Origin of the sequence: Roseomonas nitratireducens (assembly GCF_017813355.1) — a bacterium.
GTDB lineage: Bacteria > Pseudomonadota > Alphaproteobacteria > Acetobacterales > Acetobacteraceae > Neoroseomonas > Neoroseomonas nitratireducens.
In genome coordinates this window covers 314,014-335,974 of sequence record NZ_JAGIYZ010000002.1, presented here as the reverse complement: position 1 = coordinate 335,974, position 21,961 = coordinate 314,014, and the positions used below count along the sequence as shown (strand labels likewise).

The 21,961-nt window shown below is 71.9% G+C and carries 22 protein-coding genes; 5 read left to right on the top strand and 17 right to left on the bottom strand.

The window, feature by feature from the left end:
- Window position 1: 1 nt before the first annotated feature.
- The 10 genes from J5Y09_RS03955 to J5Y09_RS03915 all read right to left on the bottom strand — a co-directional run bounded on the left by J5Y09_RS03955 (window position 2) and on the right by J5Y09_RS03915 (window position 10,238).
- Window positions 2-1,690, bottom strand: a complete 1,689-nt coding sequence (locus J5Y09_RS03955; RefSeq protein ID WP_209350431.1) for a methyl-accepting chemotaxis protein — start codon at window positions 1,688-1,690, stop codon at window positions 2-4.
- A gap of 81 nt (window positions 1,691-1,771) precedes the next feature.
- A complete protein-coding gene (locus tag J5Y09_RS03950; RefSeq protein ID WP_209350532.1) occupies window positions 1,772-2,977 on the bottom strand; it encodes a TIGR03862 family flavoprotein in 1,206 nt (401 codons plus the stop codon).
- On the bottom strand, window positions 2,974-3,348 hold the full coding sequence (locus J5Y09_RS03945) for a VOC family protein (protein WP_209350430.1): 375 nt from the start codon (window positions 3,346-3,348) through the stop codon (window positions 2,974-2,976). The genes J5Y09_RS03950 and J5Y09_RS03945 overlap by 4 nt, the downstream gene beginning before the upstream one ends.
- A 13-nt stretch (window positions 3,349-3,361) precedes the next feature.
- The gene (locus tag J5Y09_RS03940) at window positions 3,362-4,549 is read right to left on the bottom strand and encodes a CaiB/BaiF CoA transferase family protein (RefSeq protein ID WP_209350429.1); all 1,188 of its coding nucleotides are present in this window, start codon (window positions 4,547-4,549) and stop codon (window positions 3,362-3,364) included.
- 3 nt (window positions 4,550-4,552) lie between these two features.
- On the bottom strand, window positions 4,553-5,518 hold the full coding sequence (locus J5Y09_RS03935; RefSeq protein ID WP_245216797.1) for a Bug family tripartite tricarboxylate transporter substrate binding protein: 966 nt from the start codon (window positions 5,516-5,518) through the stop codon (window positions 4,553-4,555).
- Window positions 5,515-6,717: a CaiB/BaiF CoA transferase family protein gene (locus tag J5Y09_RS03930; RefSeq protein ID WP_342451403.1), complete on the bottom strand. Its 1,203-nt coding sequence runs from the start codon at window positions 6,715-6,717 to the stop codon at window positions 5,515-5,517. Before J5Y09_RS03930 ends, J5Y09_RS03935 begins: the two co-directional genes overlap by 4 nt.
- The gene (locus tag J5Y09_RS24200) at window positions 6,714-7,562 is read right to left on the bottom strand and encodes an HTD2 family dehydratase (RefSeq protein WP_245216796.1); all 849 of its coding nucleotides are present in this window, start codon (window positions 7,560-7,562) and stop codon (window positions 6,714-6,716) included. The genes J5Y09_RS03930 and J5Y09_RS24200 overlap by 4 nt, the downstream gene beginning before the upstream one ends.
- Window positions 7,559-8,398 carry an amidohydrolase family protein gene (locus J5Y09_RS03925; protein ID WP_209350427.1) on the bottom strand — a complete coding sequence of 280 codons (840 nt, stop codon included), beginning with the start codon at window positions 8,396-8,398 and terminating at the stop codon, window positions 7,559-7,561. Before J5Y09_RS03925 ends, J5Y09_RS24200 begins: the two co-directional genes overlap by 4 nt.
- Window positions 8,399-8,412: 14 nt before the next feature.
- On the bottom strand, window positions 8,413-9,264 hold the full coding sequence (locus J5Y09_RS03920; RefSeq protein WP_209350426.1) for an amidohydrolase family protein: 852 nt from the start codon (window positions 9,262-9,264) through the stop codon (window positions 8,413-8,415).
- Window positions 9,261-10,238 carry a Bug family tripartite tricarboxylate transporter substrate binding protein gene (locus tag J5Y09_RS03915; RefSeq protein WP_209350425.1) on the bottom strand — a complete coding sequence of 326 codons (978 nt, stop codon included), beginning with the start codon at window positions 10,236-10,238 and terminating at the stop codon, window positions 9,261-9,263. The genes J5Y09_RS03920 and J5Y09_RS03915 overlap by 4 nt, the downstream gene beginning before the upstream one ends.
- A gap of 156 nt (window positions 10,239-10,394) precedes the next feature.
- Between J5Y09_RS03915 and J5Y09_RS03910 the strand changes: the two genes are divergently transcribed.
- Window positions 10,395-11,318 carry a dihydrodipicolinate synthase family protein gene (locus tag J5Y09_RS03910; protein WP_245216795.1) on the top strand — a complete coding sequence of 308 codons (924 nt, stop codon included), beginning with the start codon at window positions 10,395-10,397 and terminating at the stop codon, window positions 11,316-11,318.
- Window positions 11,318-11,587 carry a hypothetical protein gene (locus J5Y09_RS03905; protein WP_209350423.1) on the top strand — a complete coding sequence of 90 codons (270 nt, stop codon included), beginning with the start codon at window positions 11,318-11,320 and terminating at the stop codon, window positions 11,585-11,587. Before J5Y09_RS03910 ends, J5Y09_RS03905 begins: the two co-directional genes overlap by 1 nt.
- Here J5Y09_RS03905 and J5Y09_RS03900 read toward each other — a convergent pair.
- Entirely contained in the window at window positions 11,584-12,030 is a 447-nt protein-coding gene (locus J5Y09_RS03900) for an Lrp/AsnC family transcriptional regulator (RefSeq protein ID WP_209350422.1), read from the bottom strand. The two genes, J5Y09_RS03905 and J5Y09_RS03900, sit on opposite strands and share 4 nt — an antisense overlap.
- Before the next feature lie 132 nt (window positions 12,031-12,162).
- On the opposite strand from J5Y09_RS03900, the gene J5Y09_RS03895 reads away from it, so the two are divergent.
- Window positions 12,163-13,422, top strand: coding sequence for a D-amino acid dehydrogenase (locus J5Y09_RS03895; protein ID WP_209350421.1), 1,260 nt, complete (start codon window positions 12,163-12,165; stop codon window positions 13,420-13,422).
- 52 nt (window positions 13,423-13,474) lie between these two features.
- The gene (locus J5Y09_RS03890; RefSeq protein ID WP_209350420.1) at window positions 13,475-13,777 is read left to right on the top strand and encodes a putative quinol monooxygenase; all 303 of its coding nucleotides are present in this window, start codon (window positions 13,475-13,477) and stop codon (window positions 13,775-13,777) included.
- A gap of 106 nt (window positions 13,778-13,883) precedes the next feature.
- On the opposite strand, the gene J5Y09_RS03885 is transcribed toward J5Y09_RS03890, so the two are convergent.
- Genes J5Y09_RS03885 through J5Y09_RS03875 form a run of 3 tightly spaced genes read right to left on the bottom strand, consistent with a single transcriptional unit; the run spans window position 13,884 to window position 16,470 of the window.
- Window positions 13,884-14,753: an HpcH/HpaI aldolase/citrate lyase family protein gene (locus tag J5Y09_RS03885; RefSeq protein ID WP_209350419.1), complete on the bottom strand. Its 870-nt coding sequence runs from the start codon at window positions 14,751-14,753 to the stop codon at window positions 13,884-13,886.
- The gene (locus J5Y09_RS03880) at window positions 14,750-15,625 is read right to left on the bottom strand and encodes an HTD2 family dehydratase (RefSeq protein ID WP_209350418.1); all 876 of its coding nucleotides are present in this window, start codon (window positions 15,623-15,625) and stop codon (window positions 14,750-14,752) included. Before J5Y09_RS03880 ends, J5Y09_RS03885 begins: the two co-directional genes overlap by 4 nt.
- Before the next feature lie 2 nt (window positions 15,626-15,627).
- The gene (locus J5Y09_RS03875; protein WP_209350417.1) at window positions 15,628-16,470 is read right to left on the bottom strand and encodes a serine hydrolase; all 843 of its coding nucleotides are present in this window, start codon (window positions 16,468-16,470) and stop codon (window positions 15,628-15,630) included.
- Between the two features lie 100 nt (window positions 16,471-16,570).
- Between J5Y09_RS03875 and J5Y09_RS03870 the strand changes: the two genes are divergently transcribed.
- On the top strand, window positions 16,571-17,512 hold the full coding sequence (locus J5Y09_RS03870) for a 3-hydroxyacyl-CoA dehydrogenase NAD-binding domain-containing protein (RefSeq protein WP_209350416.1): 942 nt from the start codon (window positions 16,571-16,573) through the stop codon (window positions 17,510-17,512).
- On the opposite strand, the gene J5Y09_RS03865 is transcribed toward J5Y09_RS03870, so the two are convergent.
- Genes J5Y09_RS03865 through J5Y09_RS03855 form a run of 3 tightly spaced genes read right to left on the bottom strand, consistent with a single transcriptional unit; the run spans window position 17,490 to window position 21,836 of the window.
- Complete coding sequence (locus tag J5Y09_RS03865) at window positions 17,490-18,767, bottom strand: NAD(P)/FAD-dependent oxidoreductase (RefSeq protein WP_342451402.1); 1,278 nt, start codon at window positions 18,765-18,767, stop codon at window positions 17,490-17,492. The genes J5Y09_RS03870 and J5Y09_RS03865 overlap by 23 nt on opposite strands.
- A 3-nt stretch (window positions 18,768-18,770) precedes the next feature.
- Complete coding sequence (locus J5Y09_RS03860) at window positions 18,771-20,477, bottom strand: N-acyl-D-amino-acid deacylase family protein (protein ID WP_209350415.1); 1,707 nt, start codon at window positions 20,475-20,477, stop codon at window positions 18,771-18,773.
- Window positions 20,478-20,531: 54 nt separating this feature from the next.
- Window positions 20,532-21,836 carry a ferredoxin reductase family protein gene (locus J5Y09_RS03855; protein ID WP_209350414.1) on the bottom strand — a complete coding sequence of 435 codons (1,305 nt, stop codon included), beginning with the start codon at window positions 21,834-21,836 and terminating at the stop codon, window positions 20,532-20,534.
- Between the last annotated feature and the right edge of the window lie 125 nt (window positions 21,837-21,961).

Below are 21,961 nucleotides of genomic sequence, written 5' to 3'. Positions count from 1 at the left end.
CCTAGGCCGCCCTGATGCCGGCCAGGAACCCATCGACCTGTCCGCGGAGCCCTTCCGCACCGCGGGCGAGTTCGGCGGAGGCGGAGCGGACCTGACCGGCGGCCGCGCCGGTCTCGGCGGCGCCCTCGGTCACGCCGCCGGCATGCTCCGTCACGTCGCGCGTGCCCGCGGCGGCTTCGGCTACGGCGCGGCCGATCTCCCGCGTCGCTGCCGCCTGCTCCTCGCTCGCCGCGGCGACCTGCGTCATGGTCCCGTCCATCTCGGCGATGGTCGTGGAGATGCCGCGGATCGCGTCGACGGCGCGCTCCGTCTCCTGCTGGATGGCGGCGATCTGCGATCCGATCTGTTCGGTCGCGCGGGCCGTCTGCGCCGCCAGCGCCTTGACCTCCGAGGCGACGACGGCGAAGCCCTTGCCCGCTTCGCCGGCGCGCGCGGCCTCGATCGTCGCGTTCAGCGCCAGCAGGTTGGTCTGCCCGGCGATCTCGCCGATCAGGCGCACCACCTCGCCGATCTGTTGCGCGCCCTGGGCGAGCGTCGTGACCGAGCGATCGGTCGCACGCGCATCCTCCGCGGCGCGGGAGGCGATGCGCGCCCCTTCCGCGATACGGCGCGCCACTTCCTCGATGCTGGCGGCCATCTCCTCGGCCGAAGCGGCGACCGTGCCGACATTCGCGTTCGCCTGCTGGGCGGCGGCGGACAGGGACGCGGCGCGCTCATGGCCGGCATGTGCGACGGACTGCATCTGCTCGGCCGTCGCGTCCAGTTCCGTCGCGGCAGTCGCGACGCCGCGGAGCGTGTCGGCGGCCTCCGCCTCGAAGTGCGCGATCAGGGCCTCGATGCGCTCTGCGCGCGCGATGCGGGCCGCCTGCTCGGCCGCCGCGGCGGCGGCCATGCGGTCCTGCTCGATCGCGGCGAGGCGGAGTGCCTCCAGCGCCTCGGCCATCCGCCCGACCTCGTCGGTCCGGCCTGCATCCGGGACGGGGCTTTCCTTGTCGCCGCCGGTCAGGGCCTTCATCCGGTCCGCGATCCGCGTGACGGGGCGGGAGACGCCGCCCACCAGCAGCAGGAGCGCCAGGGCCACAGCAAGCCCGGTGCCGGCCAGCAGGAGGGTGCCGCTGAGCCAGACGGCCTGCGCCGCCGACTGCCCCGTGGCGGCCGTCTCCTCATCCGTGCGGGTTTCGACGCTGGAGACCAGGTTGCGCATGCTCGCGCGGATGGCTTCCAGCCGCGGCGTCTTCTCCTCGTTCAGGATGCGCAGCGCGGCATCGCGCTCGCCGGCGAGGGCACGCCCTTCCAGGCGGCGGATGATCTCCATCATGCCCTCATGCGCGCGCGAAATGTCGGCGACCTGATCCGCAATGGTCACTTCCGCGCGGGCCGCGCTGGCAAGCCTTTCCCGGAACAAGGCCCGCGCCGCGTCCGCCTCCCGGTGAATGCGGCGCATACCGGCTTCATCCCGTTCGAGGAGGGCGCGATTGACGAGCCGCGCTTCCTCGAGGAGGGCGATATTGGCGCGCGCGACATAGAGCACCGCGGCGGATTCATTGTGGATGAGGTCGGAATAGGTCCGGCTGACCTCATTCAACCTCAGCACCGCGAAGCCGCCCCCACCGAGCGCGGCGAGGCCGAGGATCGAAAGCGCGAGCATGGCCTTCACGGCGATGCCGAGGTTGTTCAGGCGCGCAAGCATGGTTCGCTCCAGGGGGAATGTTCCGGCATGGGCATGCGTCCTTACCCGGAATGAACCTGCTGTAATCCCGCTAAAATCCTCCTAAGACCGACTGGATTTGTCGGAATATGTCTTGGCATTGATCCCGGCCGCCCGGCCGGTCGCGAAGCAGGCCTGGAGCAGGTAGCCGCCGGTCGGCGCCTCCCAGTCCAGCATCTCACCGCAAGCGAAGACGCCGGGGTGGCTGCGGAGCATCAGCGTCTCGTCGACCTCCGCCCATGCCAGGCCGCCGGCGGAGGAGATGGCGCGCGCGATGGGGAAGGGCGCGGTCAGCCGCAGCGGCAGGGCCTTCACCAGCGCCGCGGGATCCGCCGGCGAGGCGCCGGCATGCAGTGCTTCCTGCACCAGCGCGACCGCGACGGGTGGGAGCCCCGCGGCACGGCGCAGATGGTTCGACAGGCTGACGCCGCGCGCGCGGGCCGCGAGCCTGCGCGAGAGGTCAGCGAGCGCGACATCCGGGCGAAGGTCGAGCCGCAGCAGCGCCGCGCCGTCCCGCGCGATCGCCTCCCGCAGCGGTGCGGACAGCGCGTAGACCGCCCCGCCTTCGATCCCCTGCTCGGTGAGCACGGCTTCCCCACGCACCGTCCGCCCTTCGAAGGCGAGCGCGATGCGCTTCAGCGGCGTCCCGGCGAAGCGCGCCCGCAGATGGTCGCTCCAGGCGATGGCGAAGCCCATGTTCGCGGGACGCAGCGGCGCGACCGCGCAGCCCGGCAGCAGCGCGGTCCAGGCGCCATCCGAGCCGAGCCGCGGCCAGGAGGCGCCGCCGAGCGCGAGCACGACCGCATCGGCGCGCAGGATGGCCTCGCCTTCCGGCGTCGCGAAGCGCGGCGCGCCATCGGGCGCGAAGCCGATCCAGCGATGCCGCGTCTTCAGCGCGACGCCGAGCGACGCGAGCCGCGCAAGCCAGGCGCGCAGCAGCGGCGAGGCCTTCATGGCGCGCGGGAAGACGCGCCCCGAACTGCCCACGAAGGTCGGCTGGCCGAGAGCCTCGCACCAGGCGACCAGCGCGTCGGGCGGGAAGGCGCGGATGAAGGGTTCGAGCCGCGCGCGCGCCGGACCGTAGTGGTCGAGGAAGGCCTCGAGCGGTTCGGAATGCGTCAGGTTCAGCCCGCCGCGCCCCGCGATCAGCAGCTTCCGTGCTGGGGAGGGCATGTGGTCGTGCACCGTGACCGAAGCCCCGGCCCCGGCCGCCGCTTCCGCCGCCATCAGCCCGGCCGGGCCGGCGCCGATGACGAGGATGGAGGTCAGGCCGGGCTCCGTTCGAGCAGTTCGATCGACACACCGTCAGGCGCGCGCAGGAAGGCGATGCGCACGCCCGGGCGGATCGTCGTCGGCTCCATGGTGAAGGCGACGCCCTTGGCCTTCAGCGCCGCCACAACGCCGTCGATGTCCTGCACCGCGAGGCCGATATGCTCGAGCCCGCGATAGGGGGCGGTTGGCGCCTCGCCGGTCGTAGGCTCGGTGATCGGCGAGACGAAGATCGCCTGCCCGCCGAGCGTGAAGTCGATGCGCTGCGGGCTGCGCCGGAGCTCGACGCCGAAGACGCGTTCGTAGAAGGCGGCCGTCGCCTCCGGGTCCGGGCTGCGCAGGTGGATGTGGTCGAAGGTGAAGCTGGCCATCGCCTGGTTTTCCTCAGATGGCGCCGGCGGCGCGGAGCACGTCGCGGGCGGTTTCGTCGTAGCCGAGTTCAGCGAGCACCGCATCGGTGTCGGCCCCCAGGGCGCGCGGCGGCGTGTCCACCCGCGGCCCGCCATGCTCGAACAGGAAGGGCGCGACCGGCACGGCGAAGCGCCCGGGCACGCCCGGCGTTTCCTCGAAGGGGTGCAGCACGCGGCGCGCGGCAATCTGCGGGTCGGCGAGCGTGTCGACCATGTCGCGCACGCGGGCCGCGGGCACGTGGCGCGGCTGGAGGTAATCCTCCCATTCCTGCGCCGTGCGGGTGAGCATGATCTCTGCGAGCAGGGCGCGCTCGGCTTCGCGCTGCGCGACGCGTTCCTCGCTCGAGCGCTTGGCCATCTCGGGCCGCTCCAGCGCGTCCCACAGCCGCTTCTGCTGGCGGAGGTTGGAGGCGCCGAGCATGACCAGGCCGTCCTTGGCCACGTAGCAGGAATTGGTCGCGAACTCATGGTCGTTGCCACGCGGCTTCGCCGCCCGCCCGGTGCGCGACTGCGCGGTCATGTGCGCCGCCATCATCACCAGCGCGACGTCGAGCATGGCGAGGTCGATGCGCTGCCCGCGCCCGGTCCGTTCCCGCTGGAACAGCGCGGAGGCGAGCGCGAAGGCGCCCATCGTGCCGGTCGCGTAGTCGATCGCCGGCGCGCCGAGCTTGATCGGGTTCGCCTCCGGCGTGCCGGTGCAGGCCATCATGCCCGAGGTCGCCTGGATGACGTGGTCATAGGCGGTCTGCGGCCCGCGCGGGCCCTGCTGGCCGAAGGCGGAGATCGAGCAGTAGATCAGGCGGGGATTGAGCGCGGACAGCGCCTCATAGCCCAGGCCCATCGCCGCGAAGGCGCCGGGGCGGAAATTCTCCACCAGCACGTCGGCGCGCGCGACGAGGCGGCGGAACGCCTCCCGCGCGGGCTCCTGCTTCAGGTCGAGCGTGATGCAGCGCTTGTTCGCGTTCTGCGTGAGGTACTGCGTGCCCATGCCGGCACGGTTGAGGTCCCAGTCCGGGCCGTTGCCCCGGCTCTGGTCGGGCTCGTCAGGATGCTCGACCTTGATCACCTCGGCGCCCATCAGTCCGAGTTGGTAGGCGGCGAAGGGTCCGGCGAGGACATGGGTGGCATCGACGATGCGGATGCCTTCGAAGGGACGGGTCATGGGTCAGCCCAGCGTGACGTTGGCGCGGCGGATCAGGGCGCCCCAGCGCTCGCGCTCGGCCGCGATGTAGGCGCCGAAGGCGGCGGGCGTGACGGGCTGCGCGGTCGCGCCTTCCGTCTCCAGCCGCGCGCGGAAGGGCGGCTCCCCGAGGATGCCGTTGCAGGCGGCGTTGAGCCGCGCGACGAGCGGCGCGGGCGTGCCGGGCGGGGCGACGATGCCGTACCATTGCAGCGCCTCGAAGCCGTCCACGCCCTGCTCGGAGATGGTCGGGATATCGTTCGCCGAAGGCAGCCGCTCACGCGACGAGATGCCGAGTGCGCGCAACTGCCCCGCGCGCACGGGCGGCAGGGCGGGCGGCCCACCGGTCATGGTCAGGTTGATCGTGCCGGCGATCAGGTCGTTCATCATCGGGCCGGTGCCGCGATAGGGCACATGGGTCATCTCCGTGCCGGTCGCTTCCATGAAGGCGACGGCAGCGATGTGCGCCGCGCTGCCATTGCCGCCCGAGCCATAGGTCAGGCGCCCCGGGTCTCGCCTGGCCAGGGCGATCAGCGAACGCACATCCGTCGCCTCCAGCCGGTTCGTCACGACGAGGAAATTCGCGACGTTGGCGACCAGCGCGACCGGGACGAAGGCGGCGATGTCGAAGGACAGGCTGCGGTACAGCGCCGGGTTCACCGCGAGCGTGCCGATATGGCCCATCATCAGCGTGTGCCCGTCGGGAGCCGCGCGGAACACCTGCTCGGACCCGAGCGTGCCGCCGGCGCCGGGACGGTTCTCGATGACGAAGGGCTGGCCGAAGATCTCCGACAGGCGCTGGCCCATCGCGCGGGCGAGGATGTCGGTCGAGCCGCCCGGGGTGAAGGGAACGACGAGGCGCACCGGCCGATCCGGCCAGGCCGGCTGCGCCCGCGCGACCGCGAAGGGTGCGAGCGTGGCGAGCGTCGCGCGACGCGTCAGGCGCATCATGGGCCGCCCTCCACCAGGACGCCGTCGCGGCGCAGGGCGTCGATCTCCGCGGCATCGAGCCCTGCCTCGGCCAGCACCGCGGCGCCATCGGCGCCGAGGCGCGGCGCTGGCGGGCGCGGCGGCGCATCGCCGCCGGAAAAGCGGTTCGGCGCGCCGATCGCCCAGGTCGGGCCTTCGGTCGGATGTTCCTCCTCCCGCACCATGCCGACCGCGACGAGGTGCGGGTCCTCCACCAGCGAGCCGAGCGTGTTGTAGGGGGAGGCCGGCACGTCCATGCGGTCGAGGATCTCGAGCCACTCCGCTGTCGTCCGCCCGCCGAGGGAGGTCGCGCGGATGTGGAAGTACTCCTTCGTGTGCTGCACGCGCTGCGCGATGGTGGCGAAGCGCGGGTCCGTCTTGAGTTCCGGCCGGCCGATCGCCTCGAAGAAGGCATGCGCCTGCGCGTCGGTGTTGGCGGAGATGCAGATGTAGCCGTCCTTCGTCGGCAGCGGCTTGCCGTCCGGGCTGAGGACGCGATGGTCGCCCGGGGGCCCCAGCGGCGGCCGGAAGGAATGCGCGCCGAGATGCTCCTGCATGATGTAGGCGGCCATGTTCTCGAACATCGGCACTTCGATCGCCTCGCCCTTGCCGGTGCGCTCCCGGCGGAACAGCGCGAAGCCGATCATCTGCGCCGCGATCAGCCCCACGGTATGGTCGGCGACGAGGAAGGGCGTGTAACGAGGTTCCCCGGTCGAGGCCGCGAAGGCGCCGGCGACGCCCGCCGCACCCTGGATGACCGTGTCGTAGGCCGGCCGCCCGGCATAGGGGCCGCCCGAGCCGAAGCCCGTGATCGAGCAATGGATCAGCCGCGGGGCGATCGCGCGCAGCGCGTCCGCGTCGACGCCGAGCCGTGCCTGCGCGTCCGGGCGGATGTTGGTGACGAAGACATCGACGGTTTCGGCCACGCGGCGCAGCGCGGCGATGCCGGCGGGCTTCTTCAGGTCGATCGCGAGCGAACGCTTGCCGCGGTTGAAGTTCAGGAACTTGCCGTTCATCCCGGCGCTGCGGCCCTTGCCGGCCAGATGGCGCAGCAGGTCGCCGGTCGGCGCCTCCACCTTGATGACCTCGGCGCCGTGCTCGCAGAGCACATGCGTGCAGATCGGCCCGACCACGACGGCCGAGAGGTCGAGGACGCGGACGCCGTCGAGCGGCCCGCTCACGGCGCGACCTTCGCCGTCAGCCGCAGCGCCATGGCGCCGGTCTCGTCCTCGGCCCACAAGGTGCGACGGCCCTCCGCATCCGGCGCGTCGCCGCACAGCGCGCCCTTCCGCCCGCAGAACAGGGGCTGCAGCGTGCGCGCGTCGTAGCCGTGGATGCGCGCGCCGGGCGCGTGGCGCAGCGCGGCTTCCAGCAGGAACAGCGTCGTCACGCCGCCATTCACGACCAGCGCCGGATAGCCTTCCACGTCGCGCGCATAATCCGCGTCGTAGTGGATGCGGTGGCCGTTGAAGGCGAGCGCGGAGTAGCGGAACAGCATCGCCTGGTCCGGCGCGAAGGGTTCCCGCCATGCGGCGTTCGGCACGGTGGAAGGCGGGTCCTTCGGCGCGGGGGCGTTCCGCTTTGCCTCGAGATAGGCGATGTCCTGTTCCTCGGTCGCGACCAGGCCCGATGGCCCCGTGATCGTGTGGCGCAGCATGACGAAGATGATCGCGCCGCTGCGGCCGACCTTGGGGGTGATGGCGGCGATTTCCGTCACGCGCGTCAGCCGGTCCCCCACGCGCACCGGGGCGGCATAGGTCAGCCGCCGCCCGCCGAGCATGCGCCGCGGCAGCGGCACGGGCGGCAGGAAGTCGCCCTTGGCCGGGTGGCCGTCCGGGCCGAGGGCCGATTGCGGCGCGGCATCGTCGAACAGCATGCACAGCCAGTGGCCGGGCACGATCGCGCCATGGTTCCAGGCGACGTCGGTGCGGTCGGTGAGCGCGGCCATGCGGCGAACGAGGGGCGCCGCCATCTCGTCATCGACGCTGCGCGTCCGCCCGACCCAGGATTGCAGGTTGCCTGTCATGCGAAACCGTACAGCCGCGCGGGGTTGTCGACGAGAAGGCGCCGCAGCGCCGCGGCGTCGCCGAATTCGGGCAGCAGGTCCACGAGGTCGGCCTCGTCCGGCATCCAGCGGACGTTGGGATGCGGCCAGTCGGTGCCCCACAGCACCCGGTCCGGCGCGGCCCGCATCAGCGCGCGGGCGAAGGGGATCGCATCGGCGAAGGGCGGGCCGGCGGCGGAGATGCGCTCGCTGCCCGACACCTTCACCCACCAGTTGGGGGCGCGCATCAGGTCGAGCAGGATGCGGAAGACCGGCTGGTCCAGGCCGTCGGCCACCGGCACGCGGCCCATATGGTCGATCACCACCGGCGGGCGGAAGGACCGCAGCAACGGCTCGAATTCCGGGATGTTCGCGGCATCGAGGTGCAGCACCAGGTGCCAGCCCATCTCCGCGATACGGTCGGCGGTACGGCGCACCAGGTCGAGGTCCGGGATGCCGCCCAGGTGCTTCACGAAGCCGAAGCGCACGCCGCGCACGCCGCCTTCGTGCAACGCGCGGTACTCGGCATCGCCGAAGGTCTCGTCCACCAGCGCCACGCCGCGCCAGGAGCCGCCGCTGCGCGCGATGCCGTCCAGCATCGCCCGGTTGTCGGCCTTGTAGACCGTGGTCTGGACGATGACGGCGCGCTGCACGCCGAGCCGGGCATGCAGCGCGACGAGGTCGTCGCGGTTGCGTTCCGGCGGTGTGTACGGCGCCCCCGGCGCGACCGGGAAGCGGTCGAAGGGCCCCCAGATATGGACATGCGTGTCGCAGGTGCCGGGCGGCAGCGCGAAGGTCGGACGGCGGTCGGAGGCCATGCGGTCTCGCTCGTTCAGGCGGGCGGGAAATCGTAGAGGCGCGCGGGCGTGTCCGTCAGGACCTTTCGCCGCAGCACGGGATCGGACGTCCAGTCGAGGAACACCTCCAGCAGGCGGGCGGCATCGGGGCGGCCGCCATCCGGGCGCGGATGCGGCCAGTCCGTGCCCCACACCAGCGCATCCGGGTTCGCCGCCACCAGCGCATCGTGGAAGGGCTTCGCCTCGAGGTAGTCCGGCTTCGTCGCGCCGAGGCGATAGGTGCCGGACAGCTTCGCCATGTAGCGACCTTCCGCGACGCCGCGGCGCAGCGCCTGGAAGCCGGGGTCGTTCACGCCATGGCTGTGGTGCAGGCGGCCCATATGGTCGACGACGATGGGCACCGGCACCTTGGCGAGCCGCGGTTCGAGGTCCGGCAGGTGCCGCGCGTCGATCCACAATTGCAGGTGCCAGCCGAGCTCGGCCATCACCGGGAAGAAGGGCTCGATCTCCGCCAGCCGCACGCCGCCATGATAGGCCGCGACGCCGTCGCGCCGGTACTCGTTCGCGCGCAGGCCGCGGATGCCGTCGCGGTGCATAGCCCGCAGGCTCGCCTCGGTCGTCTCGGCGCCCACCACGGCGACGCCGCGCAGACGGTCGGGCGCGCGGCGCAGCGCATCGAGCGTGCAGGCATTGTCGCGGTCATAGGCCGAAGGCTGCACGATCACGCCGCGATCGAGGCCGAGCCGGTCGAGCAGCGCGAGGTAGTCCTCGAGCGTCTCGTCGTCCGGGGTGTAGGAGCGCGGCTCGGCATAGGGGAAGCGCGCCGCCGGGCCGAAGATGTGGCAGTGGCAGTCGGTCGAGCCGGGCGGGGTGGGGCGAGGGCTCATTCGGGGCGGATCTCCGCGGCCTGCGCGGCGGCGCGGGAGCGCGCCAGGTCATCGGCGATGAAGGCGGCGAAGCCCGCGGGCGTGGCGAGCGCGCCCGCGGCCGCTTCCCCGCCCATCGCCTGCATGCGGCTGCGGAAGTCGGGCTCGGCCACGATCGCGCCCATGGCGGCGGCGAGGGCGCGCAATGCCTCCGGCGGGCTTCCCGCGGTGGCGAGCAGCCCGACATAGGAAGCAGCGGCGAAGTTCGCGACACCCTGCTCGTGCATCGTGGGCACGTCCGGCAGCGCGGGCAGGCGCGCGGAGGACGCGACCGCCAGGATCCGCCCCTTGCGGTCATTGTGCAGCGGCAGGGCGGTGGAGAATTCTGTGAACAGCATGGGCAGGTTGCCCGCGACGAAATCCGGCACCGCGGCGCCGCCGCCGCGATAGGGCACGTGCAGCAGCCGCGCCCCGGACGCGGCCTTGAAGGATTCGAGGGAGAGATGAGTCGCGCTCGCCACGCCCGCCGTGCCGATGCCGATCGCATCCGCCTGCGCGCGGGACGCCGCGACGACATCGGCGACGCTGCGATACGGCGCAGCCATCTGCACCATCAGGCAGTGCGGCACCTGCATCGCCATGGCGACCGGCGCGAAGTCCCGCGCCGGGTCGTAGGGCAGCCGCGCCTGCACGACCGGGTTGACGCTGAGCGGGCCGTTCGAGCCAATCAGCAGCGTGTAGCCGTCCGGCCGTGCGCGGGCGACGGCCTCCGCGCCCACGCTGCCGCCGGCGCCGGGGCGGTTCTCCACCACCACGGGCTGGCCGAGCCGCTCCTGCAGCCGGGGCTGGAGGATACGCGCGATGGTGTCGGCATTGCCGCCCGCGGCGAAGGGCACGACGACGCGGATGGGTCGATCGGGCCATGCGGCCTGGCCGCGCGCGACGGAGGGCGCGAAAAGCGCGGCGGCGCCGAGGAGCGGGCGACGGCGGATCATGGGAGGTTTCCCCGGTGTTTCCTGGACGTGCCCAGGTATGCCACGCGGCCGGCAGGCTTCAAAGCAGGGGCATGGGCCCCGCCGCGGCCGGGCTCCATCTGGCGGTTCCTCTCGCCGACGCTATGGTGGGCGCGGTTCCAGCCGGAAGGGATGCCCATGCTCGACCGTTCAGCCAAGGGCGTTTTCGTCATCGCCCCCACGCCTTTCCTGCCCGACGGGGCGCTCGACCTCGCCAGCACCGATCGCATGACCGATGCGTTCCTTGCAGCCGGCGCGTCCGGAATGACGATCCTCGGCGTGATGGGGGAGGCGCCGAAGCTGACCGAGGCCGAGAGCCTCGCCTTCGTCGATCGCGTCCTGAAGCGCGTGGCGGGGCGCGTGCCCGTGGTGGTCGGCGCCTCCGCCCCCGGCTTCGCGCAGATGAAGGCGATCGCCCGCGGGTCGATGGATCTCGGCGCGGCGGGGATCATGGTGTCCCCGACGCCGGGGCTGAAGGGCGACGAGGCCGTCGTCTCCTACATCGCCCAGGCGGTGGATGTGGTGAACGCTCCCTTCGTGCTGCAGGACTACCCGCAGCTGACCGGCATCACCATGACCGCGCCGATGATCGCGCGCATGGCGCAGGACGCCCGCGTGGTCATGCTGAAGGCGGAAGACTGGCCGGGCCTCGACAAGCTGACGGCCGTGCGGCGGCTGGAGGCCGAAGGCAAGATGCCGCGCCTGTCCATCCTCGGCGGCGTCGGCGGGCAGTTCCTGCCAGAGGAACTCTCGCGCGGCGCCGACGGCATCATGACCGGCTACGCCTTCCCCGAGATGCTCGTGAATGTCTGCAAGCTGATGTGGGCCGGGCAGCGCGACGCGGCGCAGGACCTGTTCGACCTGCACCTGCCGCTGATCCGCACCGAGGTGCAGCCAGGCCTCGGCCTCGCCATCCGGAAGTACGTGCTGGTGAAGCGGGGCATCATCGCGCATGCCACGCTGCGCGCTCCCGGGCCGAAGCTGAGCGCGGAGACGGCGGCCGAGGTCGACTACCTGCTTGCGCGCCTGTCGCGCGTGCAGCCGCTCGCCGCGGCGGCCTGATGGACCCGGCGGCGCTGGCGCGGTGCGAGAGCGCCGAGGGGCTGGCGCCGCTGCTCGCTGCACTCTGGTGGGATGCGCGCGGGGACTGGACCCGCGCGCATGAACTCGCCCAGTCCGTCGACACGCCGGACGGCGCGTGGGTGCACGCCTACCTGCACAGGAAGGAGGGCGACCTTCCGAACGCGGATTATTGGTACCGCCGCGCCGGTCGCCGCCGGCCGGCCGCGACGCTGGCCGAGGAATGGGCGGAGATCGCGGCGGCCCTCTAGCCGCGCGACCGGATGACGCTTCGGATCGCGAAGGAGGACTGGATGCGCGCCACCCCAGGCAGGCGCGACAACTGTTCCTTGTGGACGCGCTCGTAATCCGCCGCGTCGCGTACCTCCACGCGCAGAAGGTAATCCGACATCCCGGTCATCAGGTAGCATTCGCGGACTTCCGCGAGGCGCCGCACGGCATGCTCGAAGCGGGAGAGATGTTCCTCCGTCTGCCGGTCGAGCGTGATCTGCACGATCACCGTGACCGTGGCGCGTCCCTGGGGTTCGTCGATGATGGCGGTGTAGCCGCGGATGACGCCGCGCGTCTCGAGCAGCCGCAGGCGGCGCAGGCAGGCGGATTGCGACAGGCCCACGGCCTCCGCGAGCGCGGCATTGGTGATGCGCCCGTCCTGGCGGAGGGCGCGCAGGATGCGTTGGTCGGCCTCGTCGAGCATTGGCAGAATTTGCCAGGAAATAGCAGAAATTGCCACCACGAAGCGCCGCTTTGGCAGAAGGCGCTACTGAAGGGCAGCATCTTCGCCCTCCGCCACCGCATCATCAGGGCCTCGGAACGGAGGTGCCTTCCCATGCGCGTCATCGTCCTCGGCAGCGGCGTCGTCGGCGTCACCAGCGCCTGGTACCTGGCCCGCGCAGGGCATGAGGTGACGGTGCTCGACCGCCAGCAGGCGGCGGGGATGGAGACCTCCTTCGCCAATGCCGGCCAGCTCTCCTACGGCTACTCCGCCCCCTGGGCGGGCCCGGGCATTCCGGTGAAGGCGCTCAAATGGCTGATGATGCGCCAGCGCCCGCTGGTGCTGTGGCCGCGCGCCGACCGGCGGCTCTACACCTGGCTCGCCTCGATGCTCGCGAATTGCACGGAAGCCGCCTATCGCCTCAACAAGACGCGCATGGTCCGGCTCGCCGAATACTCCCGCGACTGCCTCGGCGACCTGCGGCGGGAAACGGGCATCGCCTATGACGGGCGCAGCATGGGCACGCTGCAGCTGTTCCGCACGCAGAAGCAGCTCGATCATGTGGGCGACGACACCGCCGTGCTCGACACCTTCAAGGTGCCCTACGAGCTGCTCGACCCCGCGGGCTGCATCGCCGCCGAGCCGGCGCTGCGCCATGTGCAGGGCAAGTTCGTGGGCGGGCTGCGCCTGCCCGGCGACGAGACCGGCGACGCGCACATCTTCACCCAGCGCCTGGCGGCCATGGCCGAGCAGGTCGGCGTGCGCTTCCGCTACGGCGTGGCGATCCGCGGGCTGACGAGCGAGGGCGACCGCGTGACGGGCGTCGTCACCGACCAGGGCGTCGAGACGGCCGACGCCTACGTCGCCGCGCTCGGCTCCTTCACGCCGGAACTGCTCGCGCCGCTCGGGCTGCGCGTGCCGGTCTATCCGGTGAAGGGCTATTCGCTGACCTTGCCGGTGAAGAACGAGGACGGCGCCCCGACCTCGACGGTGATGGACGAGACCTACAAGGTCGCCATCACGCGCCTGGGCGACCGCATCCGTGTCGGCGGCACGGCGGAACTCGCGGGCTTTTCGCTCCAACTGCGCAAGCCGCGGCGGGAGACGCTCGAGCACTCCGTCACGGATCTTTTCCCGCGCGGCGGCGACGTGGCGGACGCCGCCTTCTGGACCGGCCTGCGCCCGATGACGCCGGACGGCACGCCCGTGGTGGGCCCGACGCGGCTGAAGAACCTGCACCTCAACACCGGCCACGGCACGCTGGGCTGGACGATGGCATGCGGGTCGGGCCGCGTGCTGGCGGACCTCGTCACGGGCCGCAAGCCGGAGATCGACACGGCGGACCTCGCACTGGACCGTTACGCGACGGCCTGACCTTCACGCAGGGCGACTTCCCTGCGAGGCTGCATGGCAGGAGGAACCTGCCATGCCCAAGATCGCCATCCATGTCGAATTCCACCCGAAGCCTGGCTGCCACGCCGCCTTCGATGCCCTGATCCGCGAGCATGCGCGGCTGACCGTGCAGGAGGAGCCGGGCTGCGAGCGCTTCGAGGTGCTGCAGCCGCTGAAGGCCGACGGCACGCGCGACGAGGGGCGCATCATGCTCGTCGAGGTCTACAAGGATCGCGATGCCGTCACCGCGCACACCCAGAACCCGCGCATGCCCAAGGTGCGGGAGGCGTATACGCCGCTGATCGAGAAGCGCGTGCTGACGATGTGCGAGATGTGAAGGACGGGGGGAGAAGCGAACTTCTCCCCCCGAACCCCCCTCAACCTTCTTTGGAACCAAGCAGACAAAGAAGGGAGGGGGGCGCGGGGGAGGTTCTCCTCCCCCGTTACTTCACCCGCGCCAGCACCCGCCGCGCGCGCTCGACCACCGGCAGGTCGATCATCTGCCCCTCGAACGCCACCGCGCCCTTGCCCTCGGCCAGCGCCGCGTCGAAGGCCGCGATCAGGCGCCGCGCGCGTTCAACCTCGGCCGGCGATGGGCCGTATTCCTCGTTGATGATCGCGACCTGCGCCGGGTGGATGCAGGCCTGGCAGGCGAAGCCGAGCGCGCGTGACCGGCGCAGCGAGGCGCGATAGGCCTCGAGGTCCGAGAAATCCGCGAAGGGTCCGACCGATCCCATGGGCTGGATGCGCGCCGCCCGCGCCGCCGCCACGACCATCATCCCGAAGTGATAGAGCAGGTCCGCCCCCGGGACGGCTTCCAACTCGGTCGAGAGATCTTCGGCGCCGACGCCGAGCGAGACGACACGCGGATCGGCGGTGGCGATGGCCGAGAGCAGCGGCAGCGCATCCGGCGTCTCGACCACCGCGACGAAGCGCGTATGGCCGATCGCCATGCCCTGCGCAGCTTCCCGTGCCGCGACGACTTCCGACAGCAGGCGCACATGCTCCGGCCCCATCACCTTGGGCAGGATCAGCGTGCCGACCGCGGGCATCACGGCGGCGGCGATGTCCGGCACCGCGAGTTCGAGCGGGCGGTTGATGCGCACCGCCACCTCCGCCCCCGCCTGGCCGACCGTGGCGGCCGCCTTCGCCAGCGCGTCGCGCGCCGCCTGCTTCTCCCCGGGCGGGATGGAATCCTCGAGGTCGAGGATGATCACGTCGGCGCCGCGCGTATGCGCCTTGGCAACGAACTTCTCGCCCGTTGCCGGCACGAACATCAGCGACCGCCAGGTCGCGGGCGCGGCGCGGCTCATGCCGCGAACTCGAGGCTCATGGTGGCGCAGAGATGGCCGTCCTTGTCGGCCGCCCAGCATTCCATCTTCCCGTCGGCCTGCGCCGCGCCGCAGAGCGTGACGGTGTCGCCCACCCAGAGCGGCCGCGCGAGCCGCGCGGTGAAGCCCGAAAGCCGCCCCGTCGCGCGCTTGAGCGCCGCGTCGAGCATGAGCTGCATCGTCAGCCCGCCATTCTGCACGGTCGCCGGATAGCCTTCCTCGTCGCGCGCGTAGTCGGCGTCGTAGTGGATGCGGTGCGCGTTCCAGGTGACGGAGGAATAGCGGAAGACGAGCGGCGAGGAGAGCAGCACCCGGTCCGCGAAGGCAGCATTGCCGGGCGCGGGCTGCGGCGGGGAGGACGGGCTGGCCTGGCCGGGCTTCGGCGCCTCCCGGTACAGCGCGTCGAACTCGTCGACGGCGATGACCTGCCCGCGCGTCTCGATCACATGGCGCATGGTCAGCACCGCCATGCGGCCCGTGCGGCCGATCTTGGGCGCCACCTGCGCGACGATGGCGCGCTTGATGGCGGGTTCGCCGATGCGAAGCGCCCCGTCGATCTTCACGCGGCGCCCCGCGCCCATGCGGCGGGGAAGGGGGATCGGCGGCAGGAAGACGCCCTTGTTCGGGTGGCCGTCCGGCCCGATGTCGCGCTGCTGCGCGATGTCGGGAAAGAACATGGTGAACCAGTGCGGCGGCAGTTCGTCGCCCTGCTTCAGCGAGGCGGGGTCGATGTCGAGCATCCCCGCCATGCGGCGGGCGGAGGAGAGGCCGATCTCGTCCTCCACGATCCGCTCGCGGCCCACCCAGTCCTGCAGCGCCGCGATCGCGGCCTCGAATTCAGCGTCGGTCGTCATGTTCAGTCCATTGCATCCCAGCAGAGGCGGGAAAGGCGGCCCGCGGTCGCATAGGCCGCCGTGAAGCCGGGCAGCCCGTCCGGCAGCGTCTCCGGCACACGGTCGGTGAAGACGCTGATGATGTAGCGCGGGCGGTCGTTCTTGTAGACGAGGCCGGCATCCATCCGCCCGCGCGGCCCGCGGCCGGTCTTGTTCGCGACCTTCGCCTTCGCGGGCAGCATCGAGGGAATCAGGTTGCGCAGCCGCTGCCAGGACAGGATGTCGAGGCCCAGCCGGCAGAGTTCCGGCGTCGCGCCGAGGAAGGCAGCGGCGCCGGCATCCGCCGCTCCGGCCGCCATCCGGTCGAGCAGGACGCCCTGGTCGCGCGCCGTGGTGCTCGCCACGGCATCGACCGGATGGTCCCAGGCGAGGCCGGGCGGGGGAAAGTTCACGCGATGCGTCGTGCCGGTCATGCCGATGCGGCGGCACCAGGCGTTCAGCGCGTCCCGGTCCAGCCGTTCCAGCACGATCTGCGTGCAGACATTGTCGCTGGTGATGATCATGTTCACGAAGGCATCGCGCAGCGGAATGACGCAGCCCGGCGTCATGTACTGGTAGGTGCCGCTGTCCACGCCTTCCTGCAGGCGCTGCTCGATGGTGCAGGGCTCGTCGAGGCTCAGTGTGCCCTCGTGAACCTTCGACAGCGCGTGCATCAGGATGGACGTCTTGCGCGTGCTGGCCGAGGGCACGACGACATCGCCGCCGCGATCCGCTTCCCAGCCCGTGGCGAGGTCCTTCACGTACCAGGTCGTATCGAAGGGTTGCGCGTCGGAGATGGCGTTCATCCGCGCGACGAGATCCTGCATGGCGTCCTCCTGCGCGCCGCACGCTAGACCGGGCGCCGGCGCGTGGCCAGGGTGGGCGGGGCGCGATAGTCTCGCCGCGCAACGCAGGGGAGAGGACGGCATGCGCACGGAAATCAGGCGCGTCGCGGTGATCGGCGCGGGCACCATCGGGGCGTCGTGGGCGGCCTATTTCCTCAGCCGCGGCATCGCCGTTTCCGCCAGCGATCCTTCGCCCGGCGCGCCGGACCTGCTGCGGCGGATGATCGCCGATGCCTGGCCGATCCTGATGCGCCTCGGCGGCAAGCCGGATGCCGACCCGAATGCCTGGACCTTCGATGCCGATCCCGCCACTGCCTGTGCCGGGGCCGACTTCGTGCAGGAAAGCGCGCCGGAGCGGCTGGAGATCAAGCAGGACCTGCTCGCGCGGATCGACGCGGCGCTGCCCGCGGATGTGGTTGTCGCCTCCTCCACCTCCGGCCTGCTCGCCAGCCGCCTGTCCGAGCGCTGCGCGCATCCCGGGCGCGTCGTGATCGGACATCCCTTCAATCCGCCGCACCTGATCCCGCTGGTGGAAGTGGTCGGCGGCGCGAAGGGCAGCCCTGAGGCCGTCGCGGCCGCGATGGCGTTCTACCGCGCCATCGGAAAGCACCCGATCGAGATCCGGAAGGAGGTGCCCGGCCACCTCGCCAATCGCCTGCAGGCCGCGCTGTGGCGGGAAGCGGTGCACCTCGTGGCGGAAGGCGTGGCGAGCGTCGCGGACGTGGATGCCGCGATCAGTGAGGGCCCCGGCCTGCGCTGGGCGCTGATGGGCCCGCACGCCACCTTCCACCTCGCGGGCGGGGAGGGCGGCATCGAGCATTTCCTCAAGCACCTGCTGCCCGCCCTCGAATCCTGGTGGATGGACCTGGGCGATCCGAAGGTGAACGCGGCCGTGCAGCAGATGCTGGTGGCGGGCGTGGCCGAGGGCACCGGCGGTGCGTCCACAACGGACCTCGCGCGACGGCGCGACGCGGCGCTGGTGCGGCTGCTGGAAGCGCGCGCTAAAGCCCCAGCCGGTCCCTGATACGCCCTTCCCAGACCCGCGCGGCAACGCCGATGCGCCAGAAGCCGTGGAAGGGGATGGGGCGGATGGAGGTGACGGGCATGTCCAGCGCCTCGGCCGGCGTGCCGGTCAGGCGCCGCGCGATCTGCCGTCCCATCGCGGTCGCCATGGCGACGCCGCGGCCATTGTAGCCGAGCGCGGCGATCACGCCCGGCGCGGGTTCGTGCAGATGCGGGTAGTGGTCCGCCGTCATGGCCAGCTGCCCGTTCCAGCCATGCGTCCAGCGGACCTTCGCCACGGCCGGCCAGAGCCGCGCGGCGTAGTCCGTCAGGTAGCGGATCGGCGCGACATCCCCGATCGGCCGCTGCGGCCCGCGACCGCCCATCAGCAGCCGGTTCGCGCGGTCGATGCGGTAGTAGACGGTGATGCGGCCCGCTTCGTAGAGCGAGGCGCGGCGCGGCATCATCCCGCGCGCGATCTCCTCCGGCAGCGGTTCCGTCGCGGCGATCGAACTGAACACGGGAACGACGCTGCGCCGCAGCCCGGGCCATAGGTCATCCGTGTAGCCATTGGTCGCGAGCACGACATGCCCGGCGCGCACCTCGCCCGCCGGCGTGCTCACGCGCCACTGCGCGCCATCCCGCGCGATGCCCGTCGCCGGGCTGTCGCCATGGATGCGCGCGCCCTGCGCCATCGCCGCGCGCGCCAGGCCGCGGGCGTAGGAGAGCGGCTGCACGTCCCCGCCGCGCGCATCGAGCATAGCGCCGGCGTAGCGCCGCGTGCCCGTCATCGCCGCGGCCTCCTCCGCCGAGGCGAAGGTCACCGGCCAGCCGCGCCGCGCGCCCTGTTCGGCGCTGCGTGCGACGGCTGCGGCGCTGCGCGCGTCGATCGCCGCGCGGATCGTGCCTTCCTGCCGCGCCTCGCAGGCGATCTGGTGGCGGCGCACCAGCGCGAAGAGCGCATCCGGCGCGCCGTACGACAAAGCGAGCATCCGCCGGCCGAGTGCCGCGCCGAAGTCGCGTTCCACCTGGTCGGGATCGGGCTTCAGCCCGGGATTGACCTGCCCGCCATTGCGGCCGGACGCGCCCCAGCCCGGTTCCCGAGCCTCGATGAGAAGCACATCGGTGCCGACCTCGGCCAGGTGCAGGGCGGCCGACAGCCCGGTGAAGCCGCCGCCGACGATGCAGACATCGGCGCGCGCCGCGCCCTCGAGGGGCGGCGTCGGCATGGCCGGCGCGGCGGCCTCGGCGTAGAGGCTCGGTGGCAGCGCGCGCACGGATCAGGCGGCGCGGCGCACCAGCCGTCCCGGCAGCGCGCCGGTCGCGCTTCCGTCGCGATAGGTGACCTGCCCTGCCACGATGGTCGCGACATAGCCGCGCGGCCGCTGCAGCAGGCGCCGCCCGCCGGCCGGCAGGTCGGCCACCATGCGCGGCGCGTCGAGCCCCAGCGTCGCCATGTCGAAGACGTTCACATCCGCCTTCATCCCCACCCGCAGCACGCCGCGGTCGACGAGCCCGGCGGCGCGTGCCGTGTCGGAGGTCAGCCGCCGCACGATCTCCGGCAGCGCGAAGACCTGTTCCTTCGCGTCCCGCGCCCAATAGGCCAGGAGAAAGGTCGGGAAGGACCCGTCCGAGATGAAGCCGACATGCGCCCCGCCATCGGACAGCCCGGCGATGGCGTTCGGATGCCGCAGGCATTCCGCGCTGGCGGAGAGCGTGTAGTCGTGGAAATTCGTCAGCGGCGCGAAGATGAAGCCCGCGCCGTCATCGGCGACGAGCAGGTCGTAGGCGACCTCCTCCGCGCTGCGCCCTTCGCGCGCGGCGATGGCGGCGATCGAGGCCTCCTTCGGCGGCGCGTAGTCCGGCGGATCGCCGAAGGGGAACATGCGCTCGAAGGACAGGCGCGTGATCAGCGGGAAGTTCGATCCGCTGACGCGGTCCTCCGACAGGATGCGCGCGCGCAGCGCCGGCTCGCGCATTGCCTCCGCCCGCGCGGGCGCGGGCAGATGCGCGATGGATTTGTAGGAGGCGCAGCCGGAGAAGGGGTTCTGGCTCCCCTGCAGCCCAAGCAGGATGCCGATCGGCCGCGGCGGAAAGACGGGGCGGATCGGCAGGCCCTCGGCCGCCGCCGCGTCGGACATGGCGAGCAGGTCCTTCCATGCCTCGGTGCGGTCGTGCCGCGCGGTCAGCGAGAACAGCACGCGTTGCCCCGTCGCCTGCACGACGCGGCGGACGATGGCGAATTCCGTCGCGGGGTCGGGCGTGTTCCAGTCGCTCACCAGTTCCAGCAGCCCCCCGCCGGCATCGCGCAGCCCTTCGGCGAGGCCCCGCAGCTCCTCCTCCTGCGCCCGCAGCGTCGGCGTCGGGTCGCCCTTCAGCGTGCGGTGGGAAATGGTGCGGGAGGTGGAGACGCCGAAGGCGCCCGCGCGAAGGGCCTCCGCAGTGATGGCGCGCATCGCCGCGATGTCGCCCTGGTTGGCGTTCTCGAGCGCCAGGCCGCGTTCGCCCATCACATGCACGCGCACCGCGCCGTGCGGCAGCAGGGCGCAGATGTCGATGTCGCGCGGCTTCGCGTCCAGCGCGTCGAGATATTCGGGGAAGGTCTCCCAGCGCCAGTCCAGGCCCTCATGCAGGATGGGGCCGGGGATGTCCTCCACGCCTTCCATCAGCTCGATCAGCTTGTCGCGGTCGGCGGCGCGGCAGGGCGCGAAGCCGACGCCGCAATTGCCCATCACCGCCGTCGTCACGCCATGCCAGGCGGACGGCGCGAGATGCGAATCCCAAACTGCCTGGCCGTCGTAATGGGTGTGGATGTCGACGAAGCCGGGGCTGACGATGCGGCCGCGGGCGTCGATCTCCTCCCGCCCACGGGCCGAGACGCGCCCGATCTCGCTGATGCGGCCGTCCGAGATGGCGACATCGGCCTCGACCGGCGCGGCGCCGGTGCCGTCCACCACGGTGCCGCCGCGGATCACGATATCTGCCATGGCCCGTCCCTTCCCTTCGAAGAAGGGGGGAGCCTATGCCGCCCGCCGCGCCCGTCAATCGTAGACGAAGCGTTCCTCCAGGATGCGGCCGGGCGCCACGCCGAGGGCGACGAGGCCGGCCCGGACCTCCCGCATCATCGGCGGCGGGCCGCACAGGACGAACAGCCAGCCCGCCTTGGCCGCGGCTTCGCACCGGGCACGGATGAAGTCCCGGTCCATGAGGCCGGTCGCGCCCTGCCAGCCGGGTGGCGGTTCCTGCAGCACATGCACCACCTCGGCGCCGCTCGCGGCGAGTTCCTCGCTGGCCAGGATCTGCCCTGCATGGCGGTTGCCGTACAGCAGCATGACCGGCCGTGGATCCGCCTTGGCCCGCAGCATGGACAGCAGCGGCGCAAGGCCCACCCCGCCGGCGATGAGGCAGAGGCCGGGCTCGGTGCGCCCCTCGATCCACAGATGCCCGTGCGGCCCGTCCACGAAGGCGCGCGTCCCCGGCGCGATGGCGCCCACGGTGCGCGTGAAGTCACCGGCCTCCTTGATCAGGAATTCAAGCCGCCCGTCGGGCCGGGGCGCGGAGGCGATCGAGAAGGGATGTTCCCGCATCGAGAACGGCGAGGCGCCGAGCCGGATCCAGGCGAACTGCCCCGCCCGGAAGCGCAGGCCCGCATGCCCGGCCGGTTCCAGTACCACCGACCAGATGCGCTCCGCCGCCCGGGTCACCGCCGCGACCCGCCAGGGGCTGCGCATGTGTCGCAGCGGCCGGCCGAGATAGACGAGCAGCAGGCTGCCCGCCGCCAGCGCGAACATCGTTGCCCAGTAGGTCGCGAGGACCGGATCCGTGCTGTAGCGCCCCGCCCAGAGCGTGTGCCGCATGCCGAGCACCGCCACCGCGGCCGCGCCGAGCCCATGCAGCAGCCGCCAGGTTTCGTAGCGCCAGGGCATCGAGTCGCGCCCGATCGCGGTGATGGTGAGCAGCCCCAGGAGCAACCAGGCTGCCCAGCCCGTGACCAGCGTATGGGCATCGAGGCGGAGCACGCCCGCATGGGTGGCATCCTCGGGCCGGAGGAACTGCGCCCCGATCGGGACCGTGTAGAGGAAGGGGTGCACCAGCAGCCCGACCGTGAGCACCCGCGCGAATAGCTGGTGCCAGCGCATGGTCCGGTCGATGCCGATCCCCCCGCTGATCGCACGGAAGCGGCCCGAGAGCAGGAATTCCATCAGCAGCGCCGCGAATCCCGCCATGGCGAGGGCAGAGGAGACCTCGTCCGGCCAGGGCCGCGCGGGGCCGACCAGCGCCCAGCCCAGCAACACGGGCAGGGCGACCAGAAGCGCGTAGGCTCCCAGCAGGATCGTCGCTGGCACGGAATGTCCTCCCCGGACGGTGAGGCCCTTGCTAGGCCCCGATGAGCCAGCCCGGCCTTGACGCAGCGCAACGCCTCCCCCGGCGATCCTTCCGGTGGACCGCGGATTGCATCCATGGGAAAGCA

Coding starts and splice junctions, on each gene's coding strand:
- J5Y09_RS03905 (WP_209350423.1), top strand. CDS start 11,318: ATGGACCCGGCGGCGCTGGCGCGGTGCGAGAGCGCCGAGGGGCTGGCG.
- J5Y09_RS03920 (WP_209350426.1), bottom strand. CDS start 9,264: ATGAGCCCTCGCCCCACCCCGCCCGGCTCGACCGACTGCCACTGCCAC.
- J5Y09_RS03915 (WP_209350425.1), bottom strand. CDS start 10,238: ATGATCCGCCGTCGCCCGCTCCTCGGCGCCGCCGCGCTTTTCGCGCCC.
- J5Y09_RS03870 (WP_209350416.1), top strand. CDS start 16,571: ATGCGCACGGAAATCAGGCGCGTCGCGGTGATCGGCGCGGGCACCATC.
- J5Y09_RS03910 (WP_245216795.1), top strand. CDS start 10,395: ATGCTCGACCGTTCAGCCAAGGGCGTTTTCGTCATCGCCCCCACGCCT.
- J5Y09_RS03935 (WP_245216797.1), bottom strand. CDS start 5,518: ATGATGCGCCTGACGCGTCGCGCGACGCTCGCCACGCTCGCACCCTTC.
- J5Y09_RS03940 (WP_209350429.1), bottom strand. CDS start 4,549: ATGACCCGTCCCTTCGAAGGCATCCGCATCGTCGATGCCACCCATGTC.
- J5Y09_RS03885 (WP_209350419.1), bottom strand. CDS start 14,753: ATGAGCCGCGCCGCGCCCGCGACCTGGCGGTCGCTGATGTTCGTGCCG.
- J5Y09_RS03880 (WP_209350418.1), bottom strand. CDS start 15,625: ATGACGACCGACGCTGAATTCGAGGCCGCGATCGCGGCGCTGCAGGAC.
- J5Y09_RS03860 (WP_209350415.1), bottom strand. CDS start 20,477: ATGGCAGATATCGTGATCCGCGGCGGCACCGTGGTGGACGGCACCGGC.
- J5Y09_RS03955 (WP_209350431.1), bottom strand. CDS start 1,690: ATGCTTGCGCGCCTGAACAACCTCGGCATCGCCGTGAAGGCCATGCTC.
- J5Y09_RS03900 (WP_209350422.1), bottom strand. CDS start 12,030: ATGCTCGACGAGGCCGACCAACGCATCCTGCGCGCCCTCCGCCAGGAC.
- J5Y09_RS03890 (WP_209350420.1), top strand. CDS start 13,475: ATGCCCAAGATCGCCATCCATGTCGAATTCCACCCGAAGCCTGGCTGC.
- J5Y09_RS03895 (WP_209350421.1), top strand. CDS start 12,163: ATGCGCGTCATCGTCCTCGGCAGCGGCGTCGTCGGCGTCACCAGCGCC.
- J5Y09_RS03875 (WP_209350417.1), bottom strand. CDS start 16,470: ATGCAGGATCTCGTCGCGCGGATGAACGCCATCTCCGACGCGCAACCC.
- J5Y09_RS03925 (WP_209350427.1), bottom strand. CDS start 8,398: ATGGCCTCCGACCGCCGTCCGACCTTCGCGCTGCCGCCCGGCACCTGC.
- J5Y09_RS03945 (WP_209350430.1), bottom strand. CDS start 3,348: ATGGCCAGCTTCACCTTCGACCACATCCACCTGCGCAGCCCGGACCCG.
- J5Y09_RS24200 (WP_245216796.1), bottom strand. CDS start 7,562: ATGACAGGCAACCTGCAATCCTGGGTCGGGCGGACGCGCAGCGTCGAT.